Source organism: Oceanobacillus senegalensis, assembly GCF_900176885.1.
Taxonomy (GTDB): domain Bacteria; phylum Bacillota; class Bacilli; order Bacillales; family Amphibacillaceae; genus Oceanobacillus; species Oceanobacillus senegalensis.
In genome coordinates this window covers 4,250,299-4,275,839 of record NZ_LT839648.1, presented here as the reverse complement: position 1 = coordinate 4,275,839, position 25,541 = coordinate 4,250,299, and the positions used below count along the sequence as shown (strand labels likewise).

Genomic DNA, 25,541 nt, shown 5'->3' with positions numbered 1-25,541 from the left:
CCAGGTTTATCGGCTCCCCTTCTCGGTTATCGGCTCTCCTTCGCGTTTATCGGCTCTCCTTCTCGGTTATCGGCTCTCCCCCAGGTTTATCGGCATTCCTCCTCTTTTATCAGCAATCCTCCCCTTTTATCAGCGCTCCGAAATCGCATCCTCTCTGACAGTTAATAAACATCTGGTTAATTATATGGGAATATTATGAAAATTATTAGTATAGACGTACTAGACTAATAATCTGTAGTACGTCGTGGGTCATTCTATTGATGGACGAAATGGGGAGATAAAAATCGTCCCTCTAGCACGAAAAAAAGAACTAACCGAAATTGGTTAGTTCCATGATGTGTTTATTTATTTACCAATAAATTGTTGTGTCCAAATATTTCCATTCTCCACGTAGCCTACACCAATGTGCGTAAAGTTTTCGTTAAGAATGTTCGCACGGTGTCCGTCACTATTCATCCATGCATTTACTACTTCTGCAGGAGTTCTTTGGCCTTTGGCAATGTTTTCACCTGCTGTTTTGTAAGAAATTCCATAGCTTTTCATCATGTCAAACGGTGAACCGTAAACAGGGCTATTGTGTGAGAAGTAGTTATTTTCTGCCATATCTTTTGATTTATCACGTGCTACTTTACTTAGTTCAGTATCAATTTCAAGGGCAGGTAACCCGTATTTCGCTCTTTCTTGGTTAGTCAATTCTACTACTTCTTTTTCAAATTGACTTAAAGCTGATGGTTGTTGTTCTTTTTGTGTTGTTTCTGTTTGTTCTTTTGCAGGTTGTTGCTTAGCAGGTGCTTCTGCTTTTGGTTGTTCTTTTTCAGGCTGCTCAACTGGTGCTTCTGTTTGCTCTTTTTCAGGCTGCTCAGCTGGTGCTTCTGTTTGCTCTTTTTCTTCTGTTTCAGGGGCAGCTTGTTCTTCAGGTTGCTCTACAGAACCCTGATTATTCCAATTCCACTCCATTTGGAATTGCTTCATCGCTTGATTGATTAGTTTATTTAATTTCTCATCTGAGATATATTGATTGATATCACCACTAGAGATGTTAGCCTTTTCTCCATTAATAGAATAATAGATTTTATAAGAAGTATTTGACTCTATGTCATTTGATGATGCTTCCGCACTTTGAAAACCTGTACCCAAAATCAATGCTGTTGATAGTGCTGTAACGATTCCTATTTTCTTAAACATCGTTGTTTTCCTCTCCTTTGATTCGTTTTTTGATTCGTTTTCTAAGAACTTGCTCTGTGTCTTACGGTTACTATCATAGCATGGGATTTCTGTAATATATTTGAAATATTTTTCCAACCCTATCAAATGAAAATATTTTCATAGGGATGGAACAGACAATCCTTTATTTCATCGACATATTTCGTATGAGGTGGATTGGAATATTTCATATGAATTGGAAAAAAATACTAATAAATGGCTATTGACAATCATCTAAGATGGGACGTTTTGTTACAAGCAAGTCCATTTTGTAAAGAAAATGTTACGATTCTCATTGCATCATCAAGAGAACCTTCCCTAATCCCCCTTAAAAGCGATACTATGACAGAACCTTACCAACGGATCATTCAACTAGGTTGAATACGAATAAACTACATCGAATACAATTTACTAAAAGAAAAAGGAGGCATCCTCTTGTCAACACGTATACCTGGATTCTATAACCTATCGCCGAATAAGAGATTGGAACACCTTGCCAAACATGCCAATCTCTCAAAAGAAGAAACGGAAATAATAAAAGGAGGTAAAGGTTTTTCCGTTGCGGACGCGGATCGAATGATAGAGAATGTCATTGGCTACATGCCGATACCACTAGGGATTGCTGTTAATTTTAAAGTAAACGGGAAAGATATTTTTGTTCCAATGGCAACAGAGGAACCATCTGTGGTTGCTGCAGCCAGTAATGCGGCGAAATACACATATAACACTGGTGGGTTTACCACATCCTACAGTGGTTCTATCATGCGAGGGCAAATTCAATTAACGAATGTAAACGATCCCTATGGTGCGCTTGCTCGAATTTATGAAAACAAGGAAAAAATATTAGCCATGTGCAATGAACAGGATCCTACCCTTGTTTCATTAGGCGGGGGTGCTAAGGATTTAGAGGTTTTTGTTATCGATGGGCTTACTCAGAAAATGGTCGTTGTTCATTTACTCGTTGATTCCCAGGATGCAATGGGCGCGAATGCCATCAATACCATGGCAGAAGCCGTTGCCCCAGTCATTGAAGAAATCGCTCATGGTAAGGCAATTTTACGTATTCTCTCTAATCTGGCGGACAAGCGCATTATTCGTGCTCGGGGGGTATTCGAAAATCCATTCCAAGATAACGAAGAAGCGATGGAGAATTTCTTGTCCGCTTATGAATTGGCGCTTATCGACCCCTACCGTGCAGCAACACATAATAAAGGAATAATGAATGGTATTTCAGCGGTCGTTTTAGCTACTGGAAACGATACAAGAGCAGTGGAAGCAGGTGCCCATGCGTATGCTTCGATGACGAACCATTATCAATCGTTAACACATTGGGAGCGCGGTGAAAACAATAGCCTAGTCGGAACAATCGAATTACCTCTTGCAGTTGGACTCATTGGTGGTGCTACGAAATCCCATCCTATTGCAACACTCGCAACGAAAATCATGCAAGTTGAGACAGCGGAGGAACTTGCTGGTGTTATCGCTTCGGTTGGTTTAGCACAGAATTTTGCCGCATTAAAAGCATTAGCAGGAGAAGGCGTTCAAAAAGGACATATGAAACTACATGCTAGAAATTTGGCAATCATGGCTGGTGCAAAAGAGAATCAACTAAATGAAGTCGTCAAATGTGTTACCCAAAAAGGAAGTTATCGCTTTGATGAAATTAAAGAAATAGTTGATACTATGAATAAAATGGAATAAGACAATCCTTTATATTTGATATTATTTACTCCTATATAAGTACAGAAAAAAGGGGTGAAAAAATGAGTAAAGAATATAAGCGTTTAGTAGATATTTGGGGTGATAACGTAGACATCAAAGACCTTGGAATAGCGATGGGACTTTGCATTGGTTTCGCACTTGGTGGATACATAATCGCCCCAGGTGAAGCGCCGCAACCTTTGATTGTTGGCATTATAGGTGGCGTGATTGGATTTGTGATTAGTAGTTTTGTAATTAAGCCGAAGCGAAATATAACGGAAATAAAGGAGGATGAGTAGGATGGATATGGTTCTTATTTTGCAAATGATTCTTGCTGCCATTGCTGGAGCCGGTCTATATACCATTATAGGAATTGCACCAGGAACCGATGAGACAGCAGTCCTTGCACCGGTTACCATTGCACTTGTGTTACTTGGCTTATCTCCCTACATTATTTTGGCATTTTTTATGTCGGCTATTGTTGCCAAAAAATTAACAGACTCCATCCCTGTTGCCATCGCTGGTATTCCAGGTGGTGTGATGTCCGCACCGATGGTTGAACATGCGATGGTATTAAAACGTTATGGATTGCCTGATGTTAGTATTCGAAAAATGGCGTCTGGTTCTGTTATCGGTACATTCGTTTCCATACCTGTAAGCTTTTTAATCGCAAATGCCATTCTTCCATTTGCAGATACAATCAGCGAATATGCTGGACTCATCTTTTTCCTTGGTGCCGTCTTTTTAGCCCTTATGACGAAAAGTAAGATTTTATCTTTAGTGATGATCGTTCCTTTTGCCTTACTCATACAGGGATTGCGCCATTTATATTGGGGACTTGACGTGGTTCCATCGGATGTTACTGTTTTTGTATCCTTTTTCTTAGGAATTACCATTGGACCCATTGCTTTCTCTTTATTTGAATTACTTCATACCGAACATCGTAAAAAGTTAAAACCACTTGGAAAGAAAGAAATTCATGTTCGCTATTCAAAAAAAGTAAAAGGTTTACCCAATCCATTTAAGGTATTAACCAAGAAAGAATCAAGTTCTGCTGCCTTTGGTAGTGTTTTAGGTTCCGCTACCTTCTTTCTTACTCCAGTCGGAATGACTGTATTTTTAGGGGAAGCACTAACAAGACATATTAAAGACCCTGTAAAACGAGCATCACGGGCCATTTCAACCATGGACGGGCTCACGAATGCATCCTATATAGCAGGTGCACTTATTCCACTTATCGCTATTGGATTGCCACTATCTCCAATGGCGATCGGACCAGCAGCAGGATTATTCAACGCACCACCTGTATTCACACCGGAACATAATATTCATCACATCCTTTCCATGGGAGAAATCATGACTGCAACGATTATCGGAGCCGCTATTGCTCTACTCATTACGTTCTATGTCACCATCAAATATGCCACACAAATCTGTTCTTTCGTATTTAAATATATTCCACATGAAGCACTAATCGGACTATTTGCTGGTCTCGTTATCATGCTTGCTTACATGGATGCAGGATGGGTCAATATTTTCGGCGTTCTTTTGGTTGCCTTGGTATCCGGGTTGCTTCACCGCCATGGTGTCAATTATGGAGTGATGTTTATGGTGCTGTATGCTGCTCCTTGGTTGTTAGGTGTTTTGAGTTAACCATGGAGAAAAGCTGAAAGAAACAGGTTAACAGCACCCCGGTTTCTTTGATATGCCAAATAGTAGCACCCTTTAAGCATCTTAACAATAGGTATCGACAACTAGATAAGGGTGCTATTTTCGTTGTCCATGGATATGTCCATTCTGCAGCCATATTATGTTAAACTATCCGTACCTATTTTGGAAAAGTAGGTTCTTCAACTGACAGGTTAGGATAAAAGGATAATGAATCAAAGAAACCAAAAAAGAAGTCAAAGGGGATCAAGATGAATATCAGGCAACGGAATAAAGATGAAAACCTTCCAATGGAATTGTTATTATTGGCTGACCCTTCCAAAGAGATGGTTGTGGATTATGTGAATAGAGGCGAATGTTTTATAGCTGAAACTGACCAGCAAATTATTGGGGCTTATGTATTACTTCCAACAAGACCAGGGACAGTAGAGCTTGTGAATGTAGCAGTCATAGAAGAGCAGCATGGGAGAGGGATAGGAAAACAGTTGGTAATGGATGCAGTTAAGGTAGCTAAAACAAAAGGCTACCAAACCATAGAAATCGGAACTGGAAATTCAAGCATCGGGCAACTGGCTCTTTATCAAAAATGTGGCTTTCGAATAATGGGTGTGGATATCGACTTTTTCATTAGACATTATCAAGAAGAAATTTTCGAGAATGGTATACAGTGTAGAGATATGATTCGACTATCACAAGATTTATAGATGAAAGGGATTCTTCGATTAGTGGGGGGTTTTCTTTCATCCCCCACTCAATAGTGGCAAATTGAAATGAAATAGATGAACTAGAAAGAAAATTCATTGAAAAACACCCTTTACTTCTGTGACACATTTTAAATGGAATTTGTATCAGATTCCCCTTGAAAGCCTATCTCTATTTTACCCAAAAAATGAAGGAAAATTGTCACAGAATAATAATCCTGTGGCAATTTGGGAAATTTCAAAAAATAACCCTTTTCACTAGGATTAGATAAAAATATCAAATTTCCTATTTGAGGGAAAAATACATTCTTAAAATCTATCACCAATCTTCATGAACCCGAAAATTAACATCAATAGTGGCATTTCCTGAAATACTCATGACCGCTAGTGTAACTGGAGTAGTCCTTGAAAGAACGATATCAACGGGAAAGTTTTCAACTGTTGATCTTTGTCCCCCCTTTGTTAATCCACTTAGAATTTTAATACCTGTTCTTGTATCAATTGCTGTAGCCGAAACATCAGATAAACAGCATGTTTCAGAAGTAGGTGTTTCACTTACATCCCCAAAATTCGCACCAGTTAAATTTGATCCTAATCGTAATTGCCAAACAATGTCAGCAGATGAAATGATATCAAAATTTAAAATTTGAACATTGATGGAATTATTTTGTCCTGTACCATCAGGAAAAATAGACTTTCTTCGGAAGCTAACGGTCGGTACCATGGCATTGGCTGTTGCAGATAAACGTAAACGACGCTCCGCTGTAATTCGATTGGTTGGGGTAATTGACCCAAGAATAGCATAGTATCTTCCCCGCACAATGGCAGTAAATGTTCCACCCGATGTACCATTTTGAATATGTACACGTATGGGTTGGTTTGGATCAATAAAGTTAGCTTGAGTGATAGCTGATATAGATAGCCGATGACATACAACGATTTGTTGAAAGTTAGAAGAATTAACAAATACAACTCGGAATTCAATAATTCCATATTCATACCCATATCGAATCTGAAACATTTTACCAGATGTTGTATCAAAAATCGGATTGCTTGGACCTAAATCATTTAATTGATCACCATTCCATGAAGATTGGTATATTTTGTCACTTCAACTCCGTTACTAAGAATCCCAATATACATCCCATTAACATCCTGCCCAAAATATGCACCATTGTTCCCATCAAAATATCCCCAAGTCGCCTTTTGAGTTCCTGTAGGTTTAGTAGGTAATCGAACAGATACCCCAGCTTCAAATGAATTTCCTGGGAACAACTTTCCTCTTTCTACTGTTTCTAATAAAGCCGACGCATTTGCACTTGAAGGGGTGGAAATTTGATAATATCCAGAAGTATTGGTAACCGTCCCTCCTCCAGAGGTTAATATGACATCTCTTAATGTTGAAATACCATAAGTTGATGAATAGTTAAAAAGTGGAGTCAGCCCAGAAGTCTGTAATCTATCAAACATGGAATTTAAAGACGGAGCAATACCAGTTAAATTGTATATAGGCTTAATAATAATATTATCATCAGACATTTAGAAGTTCCCTCCTTTTGTTACCTCCTCTTGTTATATGTACGTTTCTTAGTTCATATAATATTACTGATTTTTGATTATCCCATTATCGAAATTTCCTAGACACTCCAAAACTTTCTTACCAAATAATTGTCTTTATCGAATTCTATAGTATTTTACGAAATAAAATAAATGGTTTCGTAAAACTCCTTTTTCCTTTTGATTTATGATTTATAAAATTCGTTTCTATCTATCGGTTGTGGAGGTTGCTCCATCCAGCCTCGCTCAATGAGAAGTTTAAGCCCTTCGTTACCGTACTTCAATACATCTGCTGTTAAAAGAGAAAAATCAACTGCTAGATCCTTTCTCATGGAGACGGACAACGAATGTCCAAGTTCATAAATAGAAATAGTGCTTAGCGTACTTACCATAAACAGCATTAATCTCTCAGAAAATGGAGAAGTGGTTGAATTTTTTACCTCCATCGTCATTGGGAATCCAATAAAATGATTATCTTTTCTTAGCAACTTATCATATATATCCATTTTCTTTTCAGCTAGTTTTTTTCCTTTTAATAAATGGTCCTTTATTTCCTTATCTTTTGTTACCTGTATAAATCCCATCAATAAAATGAGACCAATCGCATTTCTTTCGATACCGGCAAAAAGTTCTGTTATTTCTAAGGTATTTAAGGGTCTCTTTTCACCTAACCAAGTATCCATTAAAGATGGTTGATGTCGAACAAACTGTACTTCTTTTGGATATTCTATATTTGGAGGTCGATCATTTAATCCTTTGGAAAGCATAAGTTGTAATGCTTTCTTATGTAATTCCGTCTCACTGTATAGACATTCTTTAAAAAAGTCATAAATATCCATTCGCGTTACCTTAGTAAGAGCCTTTGTATATTGAGGCATAATGATTTGCCCTCCACGATAAACAAAGCTTAATGCAAATAAGTCTGTATATAGGGCAGGCGCAGATAAATCAATATCCTCATCAGAAAACCCTTTTGGTATGGGAAAGTCTTCTTTTTCAAAAATCTTTTCAATTTTTTCGATAACTGTTTGAACTAAAACATCAACTTCCTCAATAATTGATTTTATTTCAACATCTTGGAGATGTTGAAGAAAATGTTTGTAAATACATCTTACGGATGTGTTGTGAATATATGTTCTCCAAAGAGCTGCGATTTCAGCAGATGTTAATTTGATGTACTCCTGATTATGATCCATGCAACAACCCTCCTATTTTATACACTAATATATTATGTCCTTAATGGATAAAAGTATTATGAGTAACCAAAGCAACAATAATACTTTTAATTTAAAAGGGACTAATCAATTAGCCTCTTTTTTATCCTCTTATTACATTATGGTGCAGGAAACTCAATACGTCTTATTCCATATAATGGCCCAATCGTTGGATAGTTCTATTGTTCACATGGAACAGTCCCGTTCATGAATGGTACTCTTTCCCCTCTACCTAATTCCTCATTGACTATCATTTTCTGAAGTCATAGTTACTTCATCATAAATAAACAACCGAAAATACCCATAAACCTGACATTTCCCCTTTTTTCAACGGATAACGAAGCGATAGCCACACAACATATGTGAATTATTTCCATTTCCTGGGCAATATCGACAAGTTATTCCTAAATCATTGTAAATAGCTTGTACATAGCTCGACAATACGAGTCAGATATGGAGACAATGCGCTTCCCGCTTAACATATCTTTTTAATCATCTTCTTTTTCATACGAACATATAAATTGTAAAGGATATTGAATTTATTTATACCAACCATTCCTACTTGCCTGTCTCTTTTCTTTTATAACCAGACAGGCTACCATTTCACCACTACAGAACGAAAGGAGGCGGATGAAACGGTTTAGGAGGGCGCCGAACCTATAAAGGGAACCTTCTCGATTTAACCACTAGGAATATAGGAGGGATAATGGATGGATTTTCTTTCTGTCATACCGCCCATTGTTGCGGTTGTTTTGGCGATTATAACAAGGCGTGTGTTATTGTCACTTTTCATCAGTATTTGGGTAGGCGGTATTATCTTTGCTGGTGGAAACCCGTTTGCGGCAGTTGGACAGACATTTACTTGGATGAAGGATGTCATGATTGATCCTTGGAATGCTAGATTCCTGGTTATGACAGCACTGCTTGGGACAGGTGCGGCCTTCATGTTTAAAACAGGTGGTGCACAGGGACTGATTCGCGCATTAGGAAAAAAAATAAATTCCAGAAAAAGAGTACAATTATTACCATACTTCCTAGGGCTGATTATTTTCTTCAATGACTATGTAAACTCCGTTATCGTTGGGAATGCTTCTAAAGATATTACAGGAAAAAAGAAGGTTTCTAGAGAAAAATTATCCTACATTATTGATTCTACGTCCGCTCCCATTGCTACCATTGGACCCGTCTCAGACTGGATTGGCTTCCAAGTTTCCCTCATTGCTGCAGCCTTTGCCAGTGCCAGTATCGTTGGTCTAGAGCCTTATTTTTCTTTCTTACAATCGATTCCATGGAATTTCTATGCTATTCTGTGTTTGCTTGCAGTACCTATGATCATTCTTGGAAAAGACTTCGGTCCCATGGCAAAAGCAGAAAAACGAGCACAAACTACCGGAAAGCTCATTCCTGAAGGTTCGGTGCCCCTATCGTCTGTAGAGGATGACTTAGGAGAACCATTTCAAAAGGAAGGAAACGTTTGGAACTTTTTCTTACCACTCATCACTCTTATTTCTGTTAGTTTATGGGGGTTATGGTATACAGGTGGCGGTGCAGAAGGAAAATCCATGATGGATGCTTTGGCTGCCACCGACGTTTCAATCGCTTTAACATGGGGTGCATTCGCCATGACGGTCACTGGGCTTATCTTGGCACTCCTTCAAGGTATGAGCCTAAAAGCATGTGAGGAAACATTACTAGGTGGTATTCGCACCATGCTACCGGCGCTGATCATCATTGTTTTAGCATGGTCAATCGGAACCGTCACCTCGGACCTTGGAACCGCAGAATACGTGGTTAGTGCTACCCAAGGATGGATGACTGCTGCCCTATTGCCATTTCTTATTTTTATTATTGGTATGTTTATTTCCTTTGCAACTGGGACGTCGTGGGGAACCATGTCCATCCTTACACCCATAGCGATTCCACTGGCATATACCTTTGGTGGAGAGGAACTTATCCCAATCATCATTGGTGCTATCTTTGCAGGCTCCATCTTTGGGGATCATGTTTCGCCAATCTCGGACACCACTGTCATGGCATCCATCTTTTCTGGTTCCGATCACATCGCCCATGTTAACACACAAGCACCTTATGCACTCATACCAGCAGGAATTGCATCTGTGTTGTACCTTTCCTACTCCTTTATTGGTAACGGTTACATTCTATTAATCGCAGGCATCATCATACAATTTTTCCTACTGCGGTACCTAGGAAATCGATACGAGAAAAAACAGGCAACATAAGGAAAATGAGGTTCATTGGATGTAGTGATGCATTGGCGATGATGCACAAACGATGACTTTTCTCATGCTAGAGGGGCGATGCCATTTGGCCCCTCTCTCCCCTTACCTTCTATCAAAATCATAAAACAAACGTTTGATCTGGACCATTTTCCTATTCGAAATTACCGCATGAGGACCGCCCCCCCCACTATCACAAAATAAGTTGGCTAGCAATATATTGATTAGAGAGCCTAACCTTATCATGCTTTAGGTAAATCATAAGAAAAGAGGAATAATATTGTTTGTTTATACAGTTAAATCCGGGGATTCTTTGTTTACCATTAGTCAAAAGTATGATATTTCCATGGATAGCATTCGCAGTGTAAATGGATTAATTCGTCCAACCATTGTTCCCGGTCAAGCATTATTAATAGACACAAATGTATATACCATTCAGCCGGGGGACAGTTTCTATACGATTTCACAAATGGCTTACATTCCCTTAGATCGGTTAATGGCGGCAAATCCTGAATTACATCCATACTTTTTACAACCTGGAACGAAAATTGTCCTTCCTGAACTACCAGAATACACCACTTCCGTTTTAAATTATCTCTTCATAACGGGAACGCAAAATGATTCGCTCTTCATTAACGACTTTGCTCCATATACCACCTATTATTCCTTTTTTAGATATTACTTTAATGTGGATGGTTCCCTTAGTTCATTAGATGATTTAACCGCAATAGAATCAGCGTGGAACAGTCATACAGCTCCATTAATGACGATTACAAATCTAACGGCAGCAGGATTCAGCGGTGTATTAACAAGCGAAACGCTAAACAACGCCTCGTCAAGGCTAAATTTAGTAAACAATATTTTTACCCTTGTGACGCAAAGAGGATATGCTGGCGTCAATATCGACTTTGAAGGAACGTTACCAGAAGATCGTACTATCTTTACTAGATTTTTAAGCGAATTAGGCGACCTGCTTCACGAGGCAGGCTTATTACTAACTATTGCCATCCCACCAAAAACAAGTGAAGATATCCCCTGGTATGCAGGTTATGACTACGAAGCCATCGGATCTATCGTCGATTTTATGTTCATTATGACCTATAATTGGCACCATACGGCGAGTGAACCTGGTCCAGTAGCACCCATTCGTCCAGTGAGAAATACCATCGAATTTGCATTGGAAAAAATGGATAGCAGGAAGGTTATTCTCGGCATCCCCTTATACGGTTTCCATTGGACCCTGCCATATCATCTGGAAAACCTGGCAACTGCCGTTTCCAATCAAGATGCAATAGATTTTGCAATGAATAACAACATACCGATTCATTACTCAACAGAAGATGAAACGCCTTATTTTTACTATGTCGATGAAGCGGGACAGCGTCATGTCGTATGGTTTGAAGACACCCGAAGTATTGCTGCAAAGATGCAGCTCGTACGTGAATATCAACTTCAAGGAATAGGAGCATGGCAAATTGGCTTCGGATTCTCTCAAGGCCCATGGCTATTAACCAAGTTTTTCAATATCAGAAAGGTAACATAGGGGACGTGGTTCACTCGGGAGTTCATGAGAGACGGTTCACTTAGTGCACTGCCGGAATGTGCCCCATCCAAAGAACCGGTCCCTCATGCATCAAAACAACTCCTCCCAAACAAGATACATCCTCCCTGTTATCTCATCTATCCCTTTGTCTGAAGGTGATTCATATCCATCCCACTTCGTTCCAGGATGGGGTCTTCCTGCCTAAATATGTTAAAAAAAGACAAATAGAGAGAGTCCGCCTAGGCCCCCCCTGCACAAAGCCTCACCTATAAGCATTTCATTGTATAAATGAACGAAAATATGCTCTTATTCATGTGTTCATGAACATGGTGTAGTAGGATGAGCTTATCCTACTACACCATCAGAACCACCCTCCCTTCTCCTACTAGTAATCTATTCCCAAAAGTACTAGAATAATAGATGGAAGAATTTACTACTATGCTAGGTAAGGGGGATTATGTTGAAAGGCCGAATAAAGATCATACATAAAAAAAGTTTTATGGTATTTTTAGCTTTTATTTTAGTCATGTCCAACTTTGGGGGACTTTCATCTCAACAGATGGTTCAAGCTAAATCTAGTAATCTATCCATAGGAGAAGTTGTCCATGAATCGCAAACTATGATTTCTCCAGGTGTAGAACAAACAAGGCTTTCCGTAGAAGCGAACCAAAAACCACTTCAAATCTATCAAATGAACATTGACCCATCGAATCCATATGTAGAAATGGATGCAGTGAGTTCACATGGTAAATTAACAGGTTTTCAGACCTTAACAGAGCAAGCAAAACAGATAAGCAAGCCTGGGCATGAAGTGGTTGGTGGTATTAATGGAGATTATTTTAGTACTGCCACTGGTATACCAACGGAGGCTGTTATCCATGATGGACGTATCATGAGGAGTAATGCCAATCGCAGTGTTGTCGGTGTTTTAGAATCGGGAGAGGTAAAGATTGCTCCATTATGCATGCAAATAGAAATGAGCATTAACCCTTCAGCAGAAAAGGCGCACGTTTCACAAGTCACTTCCGATAAGTCCAAAGAAAAAGCTTCACAAGAACCGGATGAAGAGGTTTTAAAAGCCGAAACAGATCAAGATACCTCACAGAATTCTGAAGAAGTCCATACAAAAGGAGAAACCAATCAAGATACTTCACAGGACTCCGAAGAAATAGATACAAAAGCAGAAGCAAATCAAGATACTTCAGAGGATTCCGAAGAAGTGGACCATCAAGTAGAAACAACAGAAGAAACGTCCGAGGAATCGGAGGAAGTAGATCCACAACAAGAAATAACAGAAGAGACATCAGAGGAACCGGAAGAAACGGATTCTCAGAAAGAAATAGAAAAGGAAGCGTCACAGCAAACGGAAGAAGTGAATCCACAAACGGATACAACGGAAGATACACCAGAGCAATCTGAACAAGAGAATCCTAACGTAGAAGAAACACAAGAAGTTTCACAGAAATCGGAAAAAACAAATCTACAAGCAAAAATCGCTTCCGCTCATGTAGCTAGCGGACCTATTCAAATCACTTCGATTAATCGAACACGTCATGCAAATGATTTAGTGATTTATAGTGCGGATTATGATAGTTCCACTCATACCAATTCATATGGAACAGAAGTGATTTTAGAAAACGTAAGTGGTGTATTGAAGCCGACCGGCAACGTTTCAGCCGTTGTCAAAGAGGTTCGTTCTGGAAAAGGAAATACCAACTTAACAGAAGGACAACTCGTATTGTCTGGGCATGGGACAAGCAGAGGTATTCTTGATTCTCTAAGCCCTGGTGATCAAATAACCATCGAAACCAAAACGCAAGCACCCTTTGAAAATGTGGAAGAAGCAATCGGCGGTAAGCAAATCGTTGTCAAAAATGGAGAAGCCGTGGTTTTCTCTGATTCCTCCGTGCATCCCCGGACTGCAGTTGGAATCAAAGAAGATGGCACCGTCATTTTGATGGTGATAGACGGACGGCAATCAGGTTTTAGTGAAGGTGTCTCTTTAACCGATTTAGGACGTATGATGAAAGACCAAGGAGCAGTAACAGCCATTAACTTGGATGGAGGTGGTTCTTCCACCTTTGCAGCTCGTCAGCCAGGTGACAGCCAAATAAGTGTAATCAACAGCCCCTCTGGCAATGGGCAGCGGAACATTTCGAATACACTCTTGATTGTCAGTACGGCACCTAAAGGGGAATTAAGTCAATTAACCGTTTCCCCACAGAATGCAAAAATTCTCGCTGGAAGTCATGCGACGTTTTCCGTAAAAGGACAGGACCAATATTATCATCCAGCTGAAATCACAGAACCTATTACATGGTCAGCTGAGTCAGATTTAGGAGCATTTAAGGATGATGGGGAATTTCAAGCAGGTACCAAAGCACAAACCGGAGATATCGTAGCATCCACAGGATCGGTTAGTGGGGCGGTCCCAGTTGAAGTAGTAACTACCATGGAACGTATGGAATTAGGTCAAACGGAGTTATCTCTCGGACGAGGGGAATCCCATAAAATAAATGTAAAAGCATACCACCATGGAACGCCTATTATAGCTGATGACGATGCCTTTACCTATGAAGTGATTGGCGACATTGGAAGCATCGATGAACATGGCCAATTTACAGCGGTCAATGGTACGGCATCTGGAAGGATCAAAGTTAGTTATGGAGATTTAGTAGAAGAAATCAAGGTGGAAGTGGGCAAACCACCGATGATCATAGAGGATTTTGAAGACGGCCTTAGCGGTTGGACCAAATCGGGAGCACGTTACAATTCTATCGATATATCCTTAGCCAGTGATCCAGCGTTCGTCCAATCTGGAGAGCATTCCCTTCGATTAGATTATGATTTTACTGGCCAAAAAGGAACATCTGGTGCATATGCTTTACCTTCAGAAGATATTGTGCTGGAAGGTTATCCTGAGAAAATCGGCTTATGGGTGTATGGTGCCAATGATGGTCACTGGCTTCGTGCCCAATTGCGAGATGGGAACGGCAATGCATTTCCGATTGATTTCACCGATGATCAAACAGGAGTCAATTGGAATGGATGGAAGTATGTCGAAGCAAGCATTCCAAAAGGGAAAGCAACGCCATTAAAAGTAGACCTAGCCTTCCGCGTGATGGAAACCGACAATTCCAATAAAAATGCAGCAACCGTTTATATCGATAACATGCAAGCTATTTATGGGGAATCAAACACAGACGAAACCAAACCACCCGAAAACGGGAATGATGGTGAACTCAAACCAATCGAAAAAGAAGTAATCACTTCTTTCGTTATCAAACTATGGATGGCCATGCGCCCTGGATTTTGATCATGGAAAAAGATTTGGTGCAGGAGGAACGATTCCTCCTGCACCATTTTTTTGAGTATATTTTATGGTGGTGTTTTGGGAAATCGCCCCGCTGCCTCCCCCCTGGCCTATTCTACGGATTCATTTTCTCTGGCAAAGCATGTATCGAATGAACTGGTTCCGTTTCCATCCGGTGTAGTAAATAAAAGATGACCGCAACAGGAAAACCTACTTCCGTCAGTGGAGGAGGAAATGAATGAGAAATTATTTTAAAGGTACAGGAGATTAAACTTTGAACTTATACAGAGTCATTGTGTAACCCAAACTCGATTTGCTTTTAAAACGATTATTTATCATTTCGTGAAAAGCAGAAGAGAAGATGTATTCCTACATTTCCCAAAAAATATCGACAATTTCCTAGGAAATATTCGTATTTATTTGTCGAACAATGATTACAGGGAAATTAGGATAGAAGGTTTCACCAGAGCGCCATGGTTCGTCTCACAGGCTCCGATAAAGAAGACAGCGCGTCAGTAAGCGCCCCGCAACCTCTGTACATAAGCGCTGTAAGTACAGTCTGACTGCACCATGCACAGAGGGAATTGGTCTACAATATGACCCTAGTGAGCGCCTCCCGATCCCCCCCTCTATTGAATCCCAGAATTAGAGGAAAAAAGAAAACATTAATACATCCCACTCCAAAGTTAGTTTCATTAAAACAAACGTTTGATCTAGAAGGAACCAATCGTAAAAGCTGCATGCGTACCCTTCCCATCAAAACATTGCAAAATTATTTTTATTTCATCATATCCTTTATCTATTTGGTTACACTATGTTATATAAAAATGCCCTCAGAAGGGGAAGATTTATATGGAAGGAAAAGAGAAATTAACATCTTCTGAATTGACAAATTTGTGGACTGCTTACATGAATGATAGTGCGGCAATCTGTCAGCTAACCTATTTTAAAACAAAATGTGAAGATGAAGAAATTAAACCTGTCATCCATGATGCTTTAGAGGTAGCACAATCACACATAACGAAAATAACGGAATTTCTTCATGAGGAAAAGTATCCGATTCCATACGGATTTCATTTAGAAGAAGATGTGGATATCCATGCACCTAGGTTATTTTCGGATCTCTATGTGTTAAATTATCTTGAACAAATGGGAAGGATTGGCTTAACTTCCTACAGTATGTGTTTATCGTATTCACCAAGAAAAGATGTGTATTCATTCTTTAGTGAATGCCTTGCTGAAGCAGATAAGTTACTTCGAAAAGCAACGGATGTACTACTTTCAAAAGGCCTTTACACTAAAACACCCTATCTACCTATACCAGATAAAGTGGACTTTGTTAAAAAACAAAGCTTTTTAACTGGTTATTTTGGTGAAAGAAGACCATTGACAGGTCCGGAAATAACAAACTTATACGGGAACTTCCAACGAAATGCACTAGGGGCAGCTACCATGATGGGATTCAGTCAGGTTGCAAAAAATAAAGCTGTAAGTGAATTTTTGCTTAGAGGAAAAAAGATTGCTAAAAAACATTGTAAGACGTTTGGTTCTGTTTTAAGTGAAGATGATCTTATTGCCCCTCTGTCATTAAGTTCAGAGGTGACAGATTCCACTTCCTTTACCTTTTCAGACAAGCTTATCATGTTTTATACGACAACATTAATTGCATTAGGTATTGGTTATTACGGGGCAAGTATGTCCATGAGCCCTAGAAGGGATATTGGCATCATGTATGGTAAATTAAACATGGAAATATTACTATATGCAGAAGATGGAGCAAATATTATGATTGATCATGGATGGGTAGAAGAACCACCACAAACATTAAATCGTGATGAACTAGCAAGGAAAAAATAAAGGGGCATGATGTAGAAGTTGCCCCGCTCCTTCTTTTGAATAGTAAACATATTTACTTCTTAAAAGAATTTACGTCATAACCATGTGAGATGGATTTAGATAAAAAGACCATATTATTTTTAGCCCTGTCATAGAAGGGCTTTTCCATCCTCCCCCAACGATAAGTGAATCTTGAATCAGTGGAGGTATTACTTCCCCCTTAACCAGCAACAAATCCTGATATACAAAACAAACGTTTGATCTTATTCTCTTTTTCAATCGATTATCTAGCAGCTAGAACAGAAACCACCACTACTTTGTAACGGCGGAAAAAAACTGTCCCCACTCTCTGGAAAAATAATGGATAAAATTCCACTTTTGGAGAAACATATGACAGAGTGCATGATAGAAGGGTGGCACTATGATGAATTTAATTAGGAGGATTAAAAAAATGGGTGTATTAAGCGGAAATCCAAAAGATGAACCAATGCATTACGGTGAAGTCTATGGTGCATGGTCCTTTCTGTTAACCACTAAGGGAACCATTGCCGGTTATCAAACGTACCTTAATCATTCTGGTGATGAAGATTTAAAGAGATTGCTTCAGGAAGCCATTGATGGTGGACAACAGGAAGTTAATCAAATTGAAACGTTACTTAAGGAAAATGGAGTAGGTTTACCACCAACTCCTCCCGATCGACCTGATGCTCATTTAGATGAAATTCCAGCTGGGGCGCGTGTGACAGACACTGAAATTGCTGCTATGCTATCTGGAAATATTGGAGCGGGACTAGTTGCTTGCAGTACGATGATTGCGCAATCCATTCGCGAAGACATAGCGACCATGTTTGGACAGTTTCATGTTCAAAAAGCGACACTTGGCGCCAAAGTTCTTCGATTAAACAAGGAAAAAGGTTGGTTAGTTCCACCTCCATTACACCATCATAAAGGTGAGGAATAGGTCTAGGGAAACACAATGAAAACGGGCTGGGACATAACTAATGTGTTTAACTCAAAAAACGAACAATGCACTGATTAGCGCAGTAAATATACGTAGACTCCTTGAAAATGCATTCGCATTTTCTGCGTGCGATGTTTCGCTGACGAAGCGTTCCTTGTCCTGCGGGATGAGAGGCCTAGGTGAGACACCGTAGTGCGTTAGCACGAAGGAGGCTCATCAACCGTTCGGGTTTTGTGTTGAAAAATACTTTTGTCCCAGTCCTGTTTTTGTTAATACATATCGAAATTCTCTAGAAATAGGTAACGATTCCCTTCATAAAAGGCCAATAGAGTTCTCTTATACCACTCCACTGTTTCCGGTCAAGCTAGCGTAATCCGAACCCACACTCTTTATCGCTTCATTAATGCCGATAACTCCCCTTTAAACACTTTTTCCCCTTTATCATTATACGTAGTTAGTAATACAGTAATAATCCCAGTTTCTTTACTCACCTGTTTCTTATGCATAACCTCGACAATGGTATGTAATTCATCATCAGGGTATACTGGTTTTTTAAATTGAATATGATTCATCCCAGTTCCTGCTATGACATCATCACCATAGGTACCATGTTCCACCCAAAGTTTAAATGATATGCCTAACGTATGTATTCCAGAAGCAATAATTCCATTAAATCTTCCCTGTTTTGCTTTTTCCTCATCCAAATGCATATATTGAGGGTCATATTCTCTCGCAAACCTCATAATATCCTCTTTTGTTACTTTAAAAGACTTCGTTTCAACTTTCTGTCCTATATCAAACGCATCAAATTTCATACAATACACCTCTCGTACTCCGTGTTGATCTTGCTTCGAATAGGGTAACTTCGCTTACTGCTTCATACATATACCCTATGAAATGCGCATTTACCCAATGAAGCGCGATCAAACCATCTATTGGTTGTGAATTATTTTCTTTTTCTCCCCCAACCATTCGTATTTTACCATAATCCTTTAGATGCAATAGATCCTAACGATATCGCTATAACATAGTTTTATAATGGGAGTGGATTCATTGCTTTTTCCCCTTTATGTGCGTGAACAATAACAATCCTAGAAGTGGTACCATTGCTTGTGACATTATCGTGCAAAAATCCTCAATTTCCGCACATTATTTCCTTCAAGCAAATAGATGCCTTGTAATAGTTAGATCATAAAAATTGGGGCAATCCCAAAAAAAGTGAATCTTCAACCCCTGTTGGATTTTGCTTTCATCCCCCACCTAAAAATTGATTTCTTCTTTTTCTTGAGATGGGGGTATTACAGCCCTTTACCTAGGTTAAAGAAGATTCAACTCCCTTTGGAATGGAACCTTAACGAACTTTTTTCTTATTTATCTTTTTTAATTTCTTGAATCAAGGCCTTTAAAATTTCCAGCTGTTCCTTCTGATTTTCTTGCGTTTTATTCATCTGGCTCTGTAGTTGCTGTATCTGTTTCTGTATTTGTATATCTTGTGATGGTTGATTGGATGGCTGGCTTTGTTGTAGAATTTGTTCCATCAGTGGCTGTATCATTTGTTGATTGTTTTGCATTTGACCTTGCTGTTGTTGCTGCTGAATTTGTTCGATTTGTTGTGCCATTTGTTGTTCCTTTTGTTGTTGATCTTGTTGCTGTTGCTGTAACTGCTGCTGCAATTGGTCAATTTGGTCTTGCATTTGCTGTTGTTGTTGCTGCTGTTGTAAATCATCTTGCTCATCTTCCATCATAGAAATGATCTGACCGTAAACCCCCATGGAGTCCCCAATTATATTTAATACTCCACCAAATAATTGTATGAAGTCACCTTTATTTCCACTTGTTCCAAGTTGATTGGACATGTATTCTGCAATATTTCTCTTCGACTTATATCCTCCATTTTTATACACTGTCGTCACCCATTTTTTTCATTCTATAGGTTATTTTATTTCTATTTATAAAAATTGTGCCTAGGGAGGAGGACCGTTCTGGTTGTATCATTTGGTAGCGGCAAGGATTGGATATCGGAACCCGATTACACTAAGTCACCATAAGTAGATTGCGAATGCCGCCATCCCAGCAAACTTACCTCCCTTCCCGCTCCTACAACAAGAAAAGTCATGAAAACAAACGTTTAACCGAAAAGTAAATCATAGTAACTGCCGCCTGAGAACCGCCCCACTACATCACGAACACCACATTCACAAAAATGAAAGCTATCTTTTCACTCGGAAACAGGAGAAAAACGGTGTAAATCTAAGAAAAATAGAGATGTTCCCGTTTCCATCTCACTTGTTGTCGTTTTCATGATGAATGTTATCGATTCCATCGGCTTTGTAAATTGATCCTATTTCTAAGATAATATAAGTAACAAAAGAAAGGAGGGAAAAGGATGAATAAAATTAAACAAGCAATAAAAGAAGCCTTTGAGTTATATGCTAATGCTTATGATAAACTAAACCATCGATAAAAGACTTCATGGTTAGAGTGACGTATTTAAGTATAGAAAGAAAGGATGTTACGATGTTTCTTTCCAAACCAAATAAAGGTGATCCATGAAACCGATTCTAAAAGGAAATTAAGAATCGGTTTTTTATGATGATTAGAGATGAAGGATATCTTTTTTAGTTACATCTACCCCTTGCCTTCTTGTTCGCAACACAATTGATTGTCCTCTCTTACCACTATACTTAAATGGAACGGTTTCCCTTCGTCCCAAGATGAATGAAAACAAACGTTTGATCTAAGGTTGTAACATTTCATAACTTCCCATTTCCCTATCAATGGCTCTAAAGGTACCTACGAACGCTTTTACAATATTCTTCGTATTCTCTACCGTAAATCTTTTTCAGGGATTTTTCCTCCAATTTAACCTGACGATGAAAAAGCCAAAATCCCCCAACAACGAATAATAACACTATCCAGTTTGGTAAAATCAAAAAGATCCCTGTTAGAATAAGCCCAAAAGCAGTGTAAATAGGATTACGGCTGATTGCAAAAACACCTGTTGTTATTAGTTCACCTGGCTTTTCTTCATCAATTCCAACCCTAAAACTTTTCCCAAATGAAAGGATACTGAACAAGAATAATATTAAACCGCTCAGGCACAAAACGACACCAAGCCAACGAAGGATGCTATTGCTAAATAATTCGGTACCTAATTTCGGTAAATCAAAAACACTAGAGAGAACGATATAAAAAAACAGCAATGCAAATGGAATAATGATGAAATCTTTTTTATCTAGCTCACCAATTCTAATAGCCTTAATACCCTTTTTTCTTAACTGTTTAGCACGAATAATAACCATCATGATAATGAACAGTAATGATAGGACAGCAATATATTCCTGCATAACCACACCTCCATTATGAGTGTTTTTTCTCCAACCATCATATATTCTTCACGATGATGAATTCGAGAAAGACACCCTCACTAGTTTACCGTTCTATTTTTGTTTTCTACTAGTATCCTATTAAAAGGGGGGAATTTTATGAAGCTCGTCTTATTGATTATCGTGCTGATACTCCTATTGGTTATTATTTTATTCCTTCAAAAAGATAAAGAAAAGATAGTAGAAAGCTTTTCCCTTGGGGAGTTTTTACAACAAAAAAATATAGAAGCAAAGGATACAACGATAATCACAAAAGTCAATGATTTTTTTAAAAGTGATCATGATAGTGGTCATGGAGATGGAATGGATAACGGCGGTGACATTGGGGATGATGGTGAGTAAAACGACTGACTTTAGTGAAACCATGTGATTCCTTATTCAAGGGTTTTATCCGATAGCAACCTACGTTTTAACGGGTAAATCCATATCGAAGTAGAAGAAAACTACCAACCCATACCACCATGGCAACCTTTGTTAGGACATATATTGCACATTCAGAGGTTGTTGGTTTTCTTTCTTGCTTTGTTTTTTTCAGCAGTCTGACAAAAAAAAGGAAGTGTGATGACAGTTTTTATCTCTATACTCGCACAAATCATCGGTATATTTTCAAACGAACTGATAGTTAATTCCCAATCTTGTTCGGGAATGTCTGCCTCACTGTATGCCCACTTTTTTATTTCTTCTTGGGTCGGATTCCAAACATCTTGAAACATGATTCCATCCCCTTTTCAGTATAAAAATATAATCATCATTCCTACACTATACTGTTCATTAACAGGATAATCTAATTCGATGATACTATTAATTCCCCTTTTGTGATGACAATTCAGAATATCCAAACCAGTGTTTTCATCAAAAACTTGGGACGGTTCCTATGATACCGGTAGAGGGTGTGGTACCAAAATCCTATTTTTCTACATGAAGAACTGTCCCTATAATACTTCTCACCCACCCATTTTTGTTATTTCTCCATATATTAGTTATCAGTATGGGATATCGTATCATACACGTACGTTCAATAGTCTATCCCATGGATAACTTTTTTCGGAAAGGTGGAATAACATGCCTTCTGAGGTTTTTATACCAGATGACTTTCCAACCATACAAGCTGGAATTAATGCTGTAGATAGCGGGGGAACGGTCCATGTTGCTGCTGGGCTATATACCCCTTCATCAACCATCCTCATTACGAAACCTGTTACGATTCTCGGGCCGCAAGCAAATGTAGATCCACGCCCAAACTGCTTCACGACACGTACCCCGGGTGATACGACTACGGAAGCTATCATTGATGGAAATAATACCTTGTCAACCATTATCAGAATCCAAGCAGATGATGTTACATTGAACGGTTTCGAAATAAGAAATGGAACAGGAGATTTAGTCGACTCCTTAGCTGCCGCACCAGTTAAACAACGTCCAAAGGTCATTTATAATATCATCCACGCGGCAAATCGAGATGAAGGAATCCAACTGCGCAACATTGTAGAAGGTGTCATTAGCTATAACCATGTATTCGATACAGCAGGTGATGGAATCAACATGTGTTGCGGAACAACCGACAGTGTCATTAGCTTTAATGAGGTACATGATATTCGTTCACCGGATGCGGCGATTTATGTATACGAATCAACCTTTATGAGAATTGAAGGAAACATTGTTTACAACGTTAGTATTAATGATGGAATTAAGCTTGGAGATGCTGGTGGGGTTGATGCTAATCTCTCGGGTGGGCTTATTCTCAACAATCTGGTTCATGACATCATTGAAGATGGCATCACGGTTAAAACAAGTGATACGGTAGTGGAAGGAAACGAAATTTATAACAGTACAAGTAGGAACGGAGCCATATTTCTAGACTATGATATAGATAATATTGACATCATCAATAACTGTATTCACGATAACGGTGTCCTAGGAGATGGGAAAACCACGTATGGTATACGGGGTGGGATAGATAACAAACTCCCTACGAATGTTCATGTAAACTTTAACAACATTTTTGATAACATCGATGGTGGGCTTTTTTATAATTCACTGACAGGGACACCTTTGAATGCGGAGAATAACTGGTGGGGAAGTCCGGATGGTCCAAATACTCCTGGTGGGGATACAGTGGTTGGGAATGTAGATTACGATCCTTGGTTAAGCTCTGCTGCCCCTGTTTGCAATCCTAGGATTACATGTCCAGAAAATATAACCGTCGAAAATGATACAGGAGAATGTTCAGCCGTCGTTTCGTATACCATTTCAGCATCCAGTAACGATTGCGGAATTACGGAAATTACAGGCAATGGTCAAACCGAGACTTATTCACCACCTCAACCATCTGTTACCTTATCTGAGCAACAGACGTTCCCAGTCGGTAGCACCTTGGTGACATATACAGCTACCAATGCAAGTGGGGATACAGCTGAGTGTTCGTTTACGGTAACCGTGAACGATACCGAACCTCCGGAAATTACTTGTCCGGACGACATCGTGGTGAACAATGATCCTGGGGAATGTGGAGCGAATGTCACCTATACTGAGCCTACGGTTATCGACAACTGCCCAAATGTCACATTTTCCTGTACACCAGCTTCCGGTTCCTTCTTTCCAGTGGGAACGAATACAGTGGCGTGTACCGCTACCGATGCCGCTGGAAATACATCTACATGTACGTTTTCCGTTACCGTTAACGATACCGAACCTCCGGAGATTTCTTGTCCGGACGACATTGTGGTTAACAATGATCCTGGGGAATGTGGGGCGATGGTTACCTATACCGAGCCTACGGTCACCGACAACTGTACGGTTGTCACATTTTCCTGTACACCAGCTTCTGGTTCCTTTTTTCCAGTGGGCACGAATACAGTGACGTGTACCGCTACCGATGCTGCTGGGAATACGGCGGAATGTACATTTACCGTCACTGTGAACGATACCGAACCGCCGGAAATTACTTGTCCGGACGATATCGTGGTGAACAATGATCCTGGGGAATGTGGGGCAATTGTTACTTTTCCAGATCCTATCGTACAGGATAATTGCCCAAATTCTACCGTTGCTTGTACTCCTTCATCTGGTAGCTTTTTCCCGGTAGGAATGACTACGGTCGAGTGTACGGCAACCGATGCATCAGGGAACAGTAGTGACTCTTGTTCATTTGAAGTGACAGTCCATGATACCGAGCCGCCTAGAATTTCCTGTTCGAGTGACTTACTCGTAGAAGTGGATCCAGGGGAAGAAGGAACCGTTGTAACCTACCCTGATCCTACTGTTACAGATAATTGCCCGGGGGTAACCTTCTCCTGCTCCCCTCCATCCGGGACTTTCTTCCCCTTAGGAACGACGGAGGTTACATGTACAGCAGAAGATAACGCCGGAAACATGACTACCTGCTCTTTTACCGTTCAAGTAAGGGTTAGAAGTCAGAACACGTTGCTATTAAATGTTGGGTTGTTTAAAGATGTTCAAGTACATTCTAATGTCACATTGGAAGTCCAGGCAAACTTAGGTGAACCACGAAACACCTTACTTAACCAGCAGGAAGTAAGTGATTTCTCTCTTCAGGACAGTAATGGTTTCGAAATTATCCGAACTCAACTAGTTTACGATTGGGTGGCTTTTTATACAGACCATCAAAGAAGGGTTTTCGTTCCAGAACATTGCAATGCACAAATTCTTCGGTGTGAAGCGGCTGGAGACGAACTTACCGTCCGTTGCAATGCCATCCCAGGCTCAGGAGAGTTTACCGTCCTAAATGATGACGTTAGGCCCATCCCTGGAATCCCTGAAGCTAACTTGGTTTCCATACGATTCACGATTCTTTATCGCGTTCAATACTACTGTAATGACATCCCCCTTTGCGACTTTGACGTACCCATTACCACCGTGGATCAAATTGTTCTTTATTACCCTGAGGGAACTTTTATTGAGGCTAATATTTCAGATGTTTCCTGTACTATCGTAGAAGAAGATCGTTAAACCATGGAAAGGAACTATCTACCCAAGTATTCATTGAAAAAAGCTAACAAAAATGGATTCTCTACTTTCCATTTTTGTTAGCTACCTTTTGATCTGTCATCCTTACGCAGAAGGGCGCCTTTCTTTTATAAGAAGGCGTCTTCTTTGCAATGAGTCAAATTTTAGAAAAATACATGAACGGGATTATGCTAAAGTGTAAAAGAAGATTCTAAAGGGCACTACTTTAGGGTACGATTGCTGAACAAGCAACAG

At 39.5% G+C, this 25,541-nt stretch carries 21 protein-coding genes; 12 read left to right on the top strand and 9 right to left on the bottom strand.

Features of this window, described 5'->3' with window-relative positions:
- Window positions 1-199: hypothetical protein (locus tag CAO17_RS21515; RefSeq protein ID WP_218775594.1), on the top strand; the 199-nt coding region annotated here is incomplete at its 5' end.
- A gap of 146 nt (window positions 200-345) precedes the next feature.
- On the opposite strand, the gene CAO17_RS20615 is transcribed toward CAO17_RS21515, so the two are convergent.
- Complete coding sequence (locus tag CAO17_RS20615) at window positions 346-1,185, bottom strand: CAP domain-containing protein (protein ID WP_085994332.1); 840 nt, start codon at window positions 1,183-1,185, stop codon at window positions 346-348.
- A gap of 453 nt (window positions 1,186-1,638) precedes the next feature.
- Between CAO17_RS20615 and CAO17_RS20610 the strand changes: the two genes are divergently transcribed.
- From CAO17_RS20610 to CAO17_RS20595, 4 genes are all read left to right on the top strand, one after another.
- Window positions 1,639-2,904: a hydroxymethylglutaryl-CoA reductase, degradative gene (locus CAO17_RS20610; RefSeq protein ID WP_085994330.1), complete on the top strand. Its 1,266-nt coding sequence runs from the start codon at window positions 1,639-1,641 to the stop codon at window positions 2,902-2,904.
- 62 nt (window positions 2,905-2,966) lie between these two features.
- On the top strand, window positions 2,967-3,203 hold the full coding sequence (locus tag CAO17_RS20605; protein ID WP_085994329.1) for a hypothetical protein: 237 nt from the start codon (window positions 2,967-2,969) through the stop codon (window positions 3,201-3,203).
- A gap of 1 nt (window position 3,204) precedes the next feature.
- Window positions 3,205-4,557, top strand: a complete 1,353-nt coding sequence (locus CAO17_RS20600) for a tripartite tricarboxylate transporter permease (protein ID WP_085994328.1) — start codon at window positions 3,205-3,207, stop codon at window positions 4,555-4,557.
- Window positions 4,558-4,823: 266 nt separating this feature from the next.
- Window positions 4,824-5,276: a GNAT family N-acetyltransferase gene (locus tag CAO17_RS20595; protein ID WP_085994326.1), complete on the top strand. Its 453-nt coding sequence runs from the start codon at window positions 4,824-4,826 to the stop codon at window positions 5,274-5,276.
- 316 nt (window positions 5,277-5,592) lie between these two features.
- Here CAO17_RS20595 and CAO17_RS20590 read toward each other — a convergent pair whose 3' ends face one another.
- From CAO17_RS20590 to CAO17_RS20580, 3 genes are all read right to left on the bottom strand, one after another.
- Window positions 5,593-6,294 carry a hypothetical protein gene (locus CAO17_RS20590; RefSeq protein ID WP_085994324.1) on the bottom strand — a complete coding sequence of 234 codons (702 nt, stop codon included), beginning with the start codon at window positions 6,292-6,294 and terminating at the stop codon, window positions 5,593-5,595.
- Between the two features lie 47 nt (window positions 6,295-6,341).
- Window positions 6,342-6,812: a hypothetical protein gene (locus CAO17_RS20585; protein ID WP_085994323.1), complete on the bottom strand. Its 471-nt coding sequence runs from the start codon at window positions 6,810-6,812 to the stop codon at window positions 6,342-6,344.
- A gap of 203 nt (window positions 6,813-7,015) precedes the next feature.
- Window positions 7,016-8,026 (bottom strand): DUF3231 family protein, encoded by a 1,011-nt coding sequence (locus tag CAO17_RS20580; RefSeq protein ID WP_085994321.1) that lies wholly within the window; start codon window positions 8,024-8,026, stop codon window positions 7,016-7,018.
- 728 nt (window positions 8,027-8,754) lie between these two features.
- Here CAO17_RS20580 and CAO17_RS20575 point away from each other — a divergent pair.
- The 5 genes from CAO17_RS20575 to CAO17_RS20555 all read left to right on the top strand — a co-directional run bounded on the left by CAO17_RS20575 (window position 8,755) and on the right by CAO17_RS20555 (window position 17,934).
- Window positions 8,755-10,284, top strand: coding sequence for a Na+/H+ antiporter NhaC family protein (locus tag CAO17_RS20575; RefSeq protein ID WP_085994319.1), 1,530 nt, complete (start codon window positions 8,755-8,757; stop codon window positions 10,282-10,284).
- Between the two features lie 277 nt (window positions 10,285-10,561).
- Window positions 10,562-11,824 carry a glycosyl hydrolase family 18 protein gene (locus tag CAO17_RS20570; RefSeq protein ID WP_085994318.1) on the top strand — a complete coding sequence of 421 codons (1,263 nt, stop codon included), beginning with the start codon at window positions 10,562-10,564 and terminating at the stop codon, window positions 11,822-11,824.
- Between the two features lie 460 nt (window positions 11,825-12,284).
- Window positions 12,285-15,140, top strand: coding sequence for a phosphodiester glycosidase family protein (locus CAO17_RS20565; protein ID WP_179152009.1), 2,856 nt, complete (start codon window positions 12,285-12,287; stop codon window positions 15,138-15,140).
- Window positions 15,141-15,989: 849 nt separating this feature from the next.
- Window positions 15,990-16,994: a DUF3231 family protein gene (locus CAO17_RS20560; protein ID WP_085994316.1), complete on the top strand. Its 1,005-nt coding sequence runs from the start codon at window positions 15,990-15,992 to the stop codon at window positions 16,992-16,994.
- A gap of 430 nt (window positions 16,995-17,424) precedes the next feature.
- Window positions 17,425-17,934 (top strand): DUF3231 family protein, encoded by a 510-nt coding sequence (locus CAO17_RS20555; protein WP_085994314.1) that lies wholly within the window; start codon window positions 17,425-17,427, stop codon window positions 17,932-17,934.
- Window positions 17,935-18,323: 389 nt separating this feature from the next.
- On the opposite strand, the gene CAO17_RS20550 is transcribed toward CAO17_RS20555, so the two are convergent.
- The 4 genes from CAO17_RS20550 to CAO17_RS20540 form a co-directional block, all read right to left on the bottom strand.
- Window positions 18,324-18,749: a MaoC family dehydratase gene (locus CAO17_RS20550; RefSeq protein ID WP_085994313.1), complete on the bottom strand. Its 426-nt coding sequence runs from the start codon at window positions 18,747-18,749 to the stop codon at window positions 18,324-18,326.
- Window positions 18,739-18,906, bottom strand: a complete 168-nt coding sequence (locus tag CAO17_RS21510) for a hypothetical protein (RefSeq protein WP_218775593.1) — start codon at window positions 18,904-18,906, stop codon at window positions 18,739-18,741. The genes CAO17_RS20550 and CAO17_RS21510 overlap by 11 nt, the downstream gene beginning before the upstream one ends.
- Window positions 18,907-19,301: 395 nt before the next feature.
- A complete protein-coding gene (locus CAO17_RS21230; RefSeq protein ID WP_218775592.1) occupies window positions 19,302-19,847 on the bottom strand; it encodes a hypothetical protein in 546 nt (181 codons plus the stop codon).
- Between the two features lie 870 nt (window positions 19,848-20,717).
- Complete coding sequence (locus tag CAO17_RS20540) at window positions 20,718-21,281, bottom strand: methyltransferase family protein (protein ID WP_085994311.1); 564 nt, start codon at window positions 21,279-21,281, stop codon at window positions 20,718-20,720.
- Between the two features lie 138 nt (window positions 21,282-21,419).
- On the opposite strand from CAO17_RS20540, the gene CAO17_RS20535 reads away from it, so the two are divergent.
- Window positions 21,420-21,662, top strand: a complete 243-nt coding sequence (locus CAO17_RS20535; RefSeq protein WP_085994309.1) for a hypothetical protein — start codon at window positions 21,420-21,422, stop codon at window positions 21,660-21,662.
- A 152-nt stretch (window positions 21,663-21,814) separates the two neighbouring features.
- Here CAO17_RS20535 and CAO17_RS20530 read toward each other — a convergent pair whose 3' ends face one another.
- The gene (locus tag CAO17_RS20530; protein ID WP_085994308.1) at window positions 21,815-22,033 is read right to left on the bottom strand and encodes a hypothetical protein; all 219 of its coding nucleotides are present in this window, start codon (window positions 22,031-22,033) and stop codon (window positions 21,815-21,817) included.
- 349 nt (window positions 22,034-22,382) lie between these two features.
- Here CAO17_RS20530 and CAO17_RS20525 point away from each other — a divergent pair, with 349 nt between their 5' ends.
- On the top strand, window positions 22,383-25,289 hold the full coding sequence (locus CAO17_RS20525) for an HYR domain-containing protein (protein WP_085994307.1): 2,907 nt from the start codon (window positions 22,383-22,385) through the stop codon (window positions 25,287-25,289).
- Window positions 25,290-25,541 lie beyond the last annotated feature (252 nt).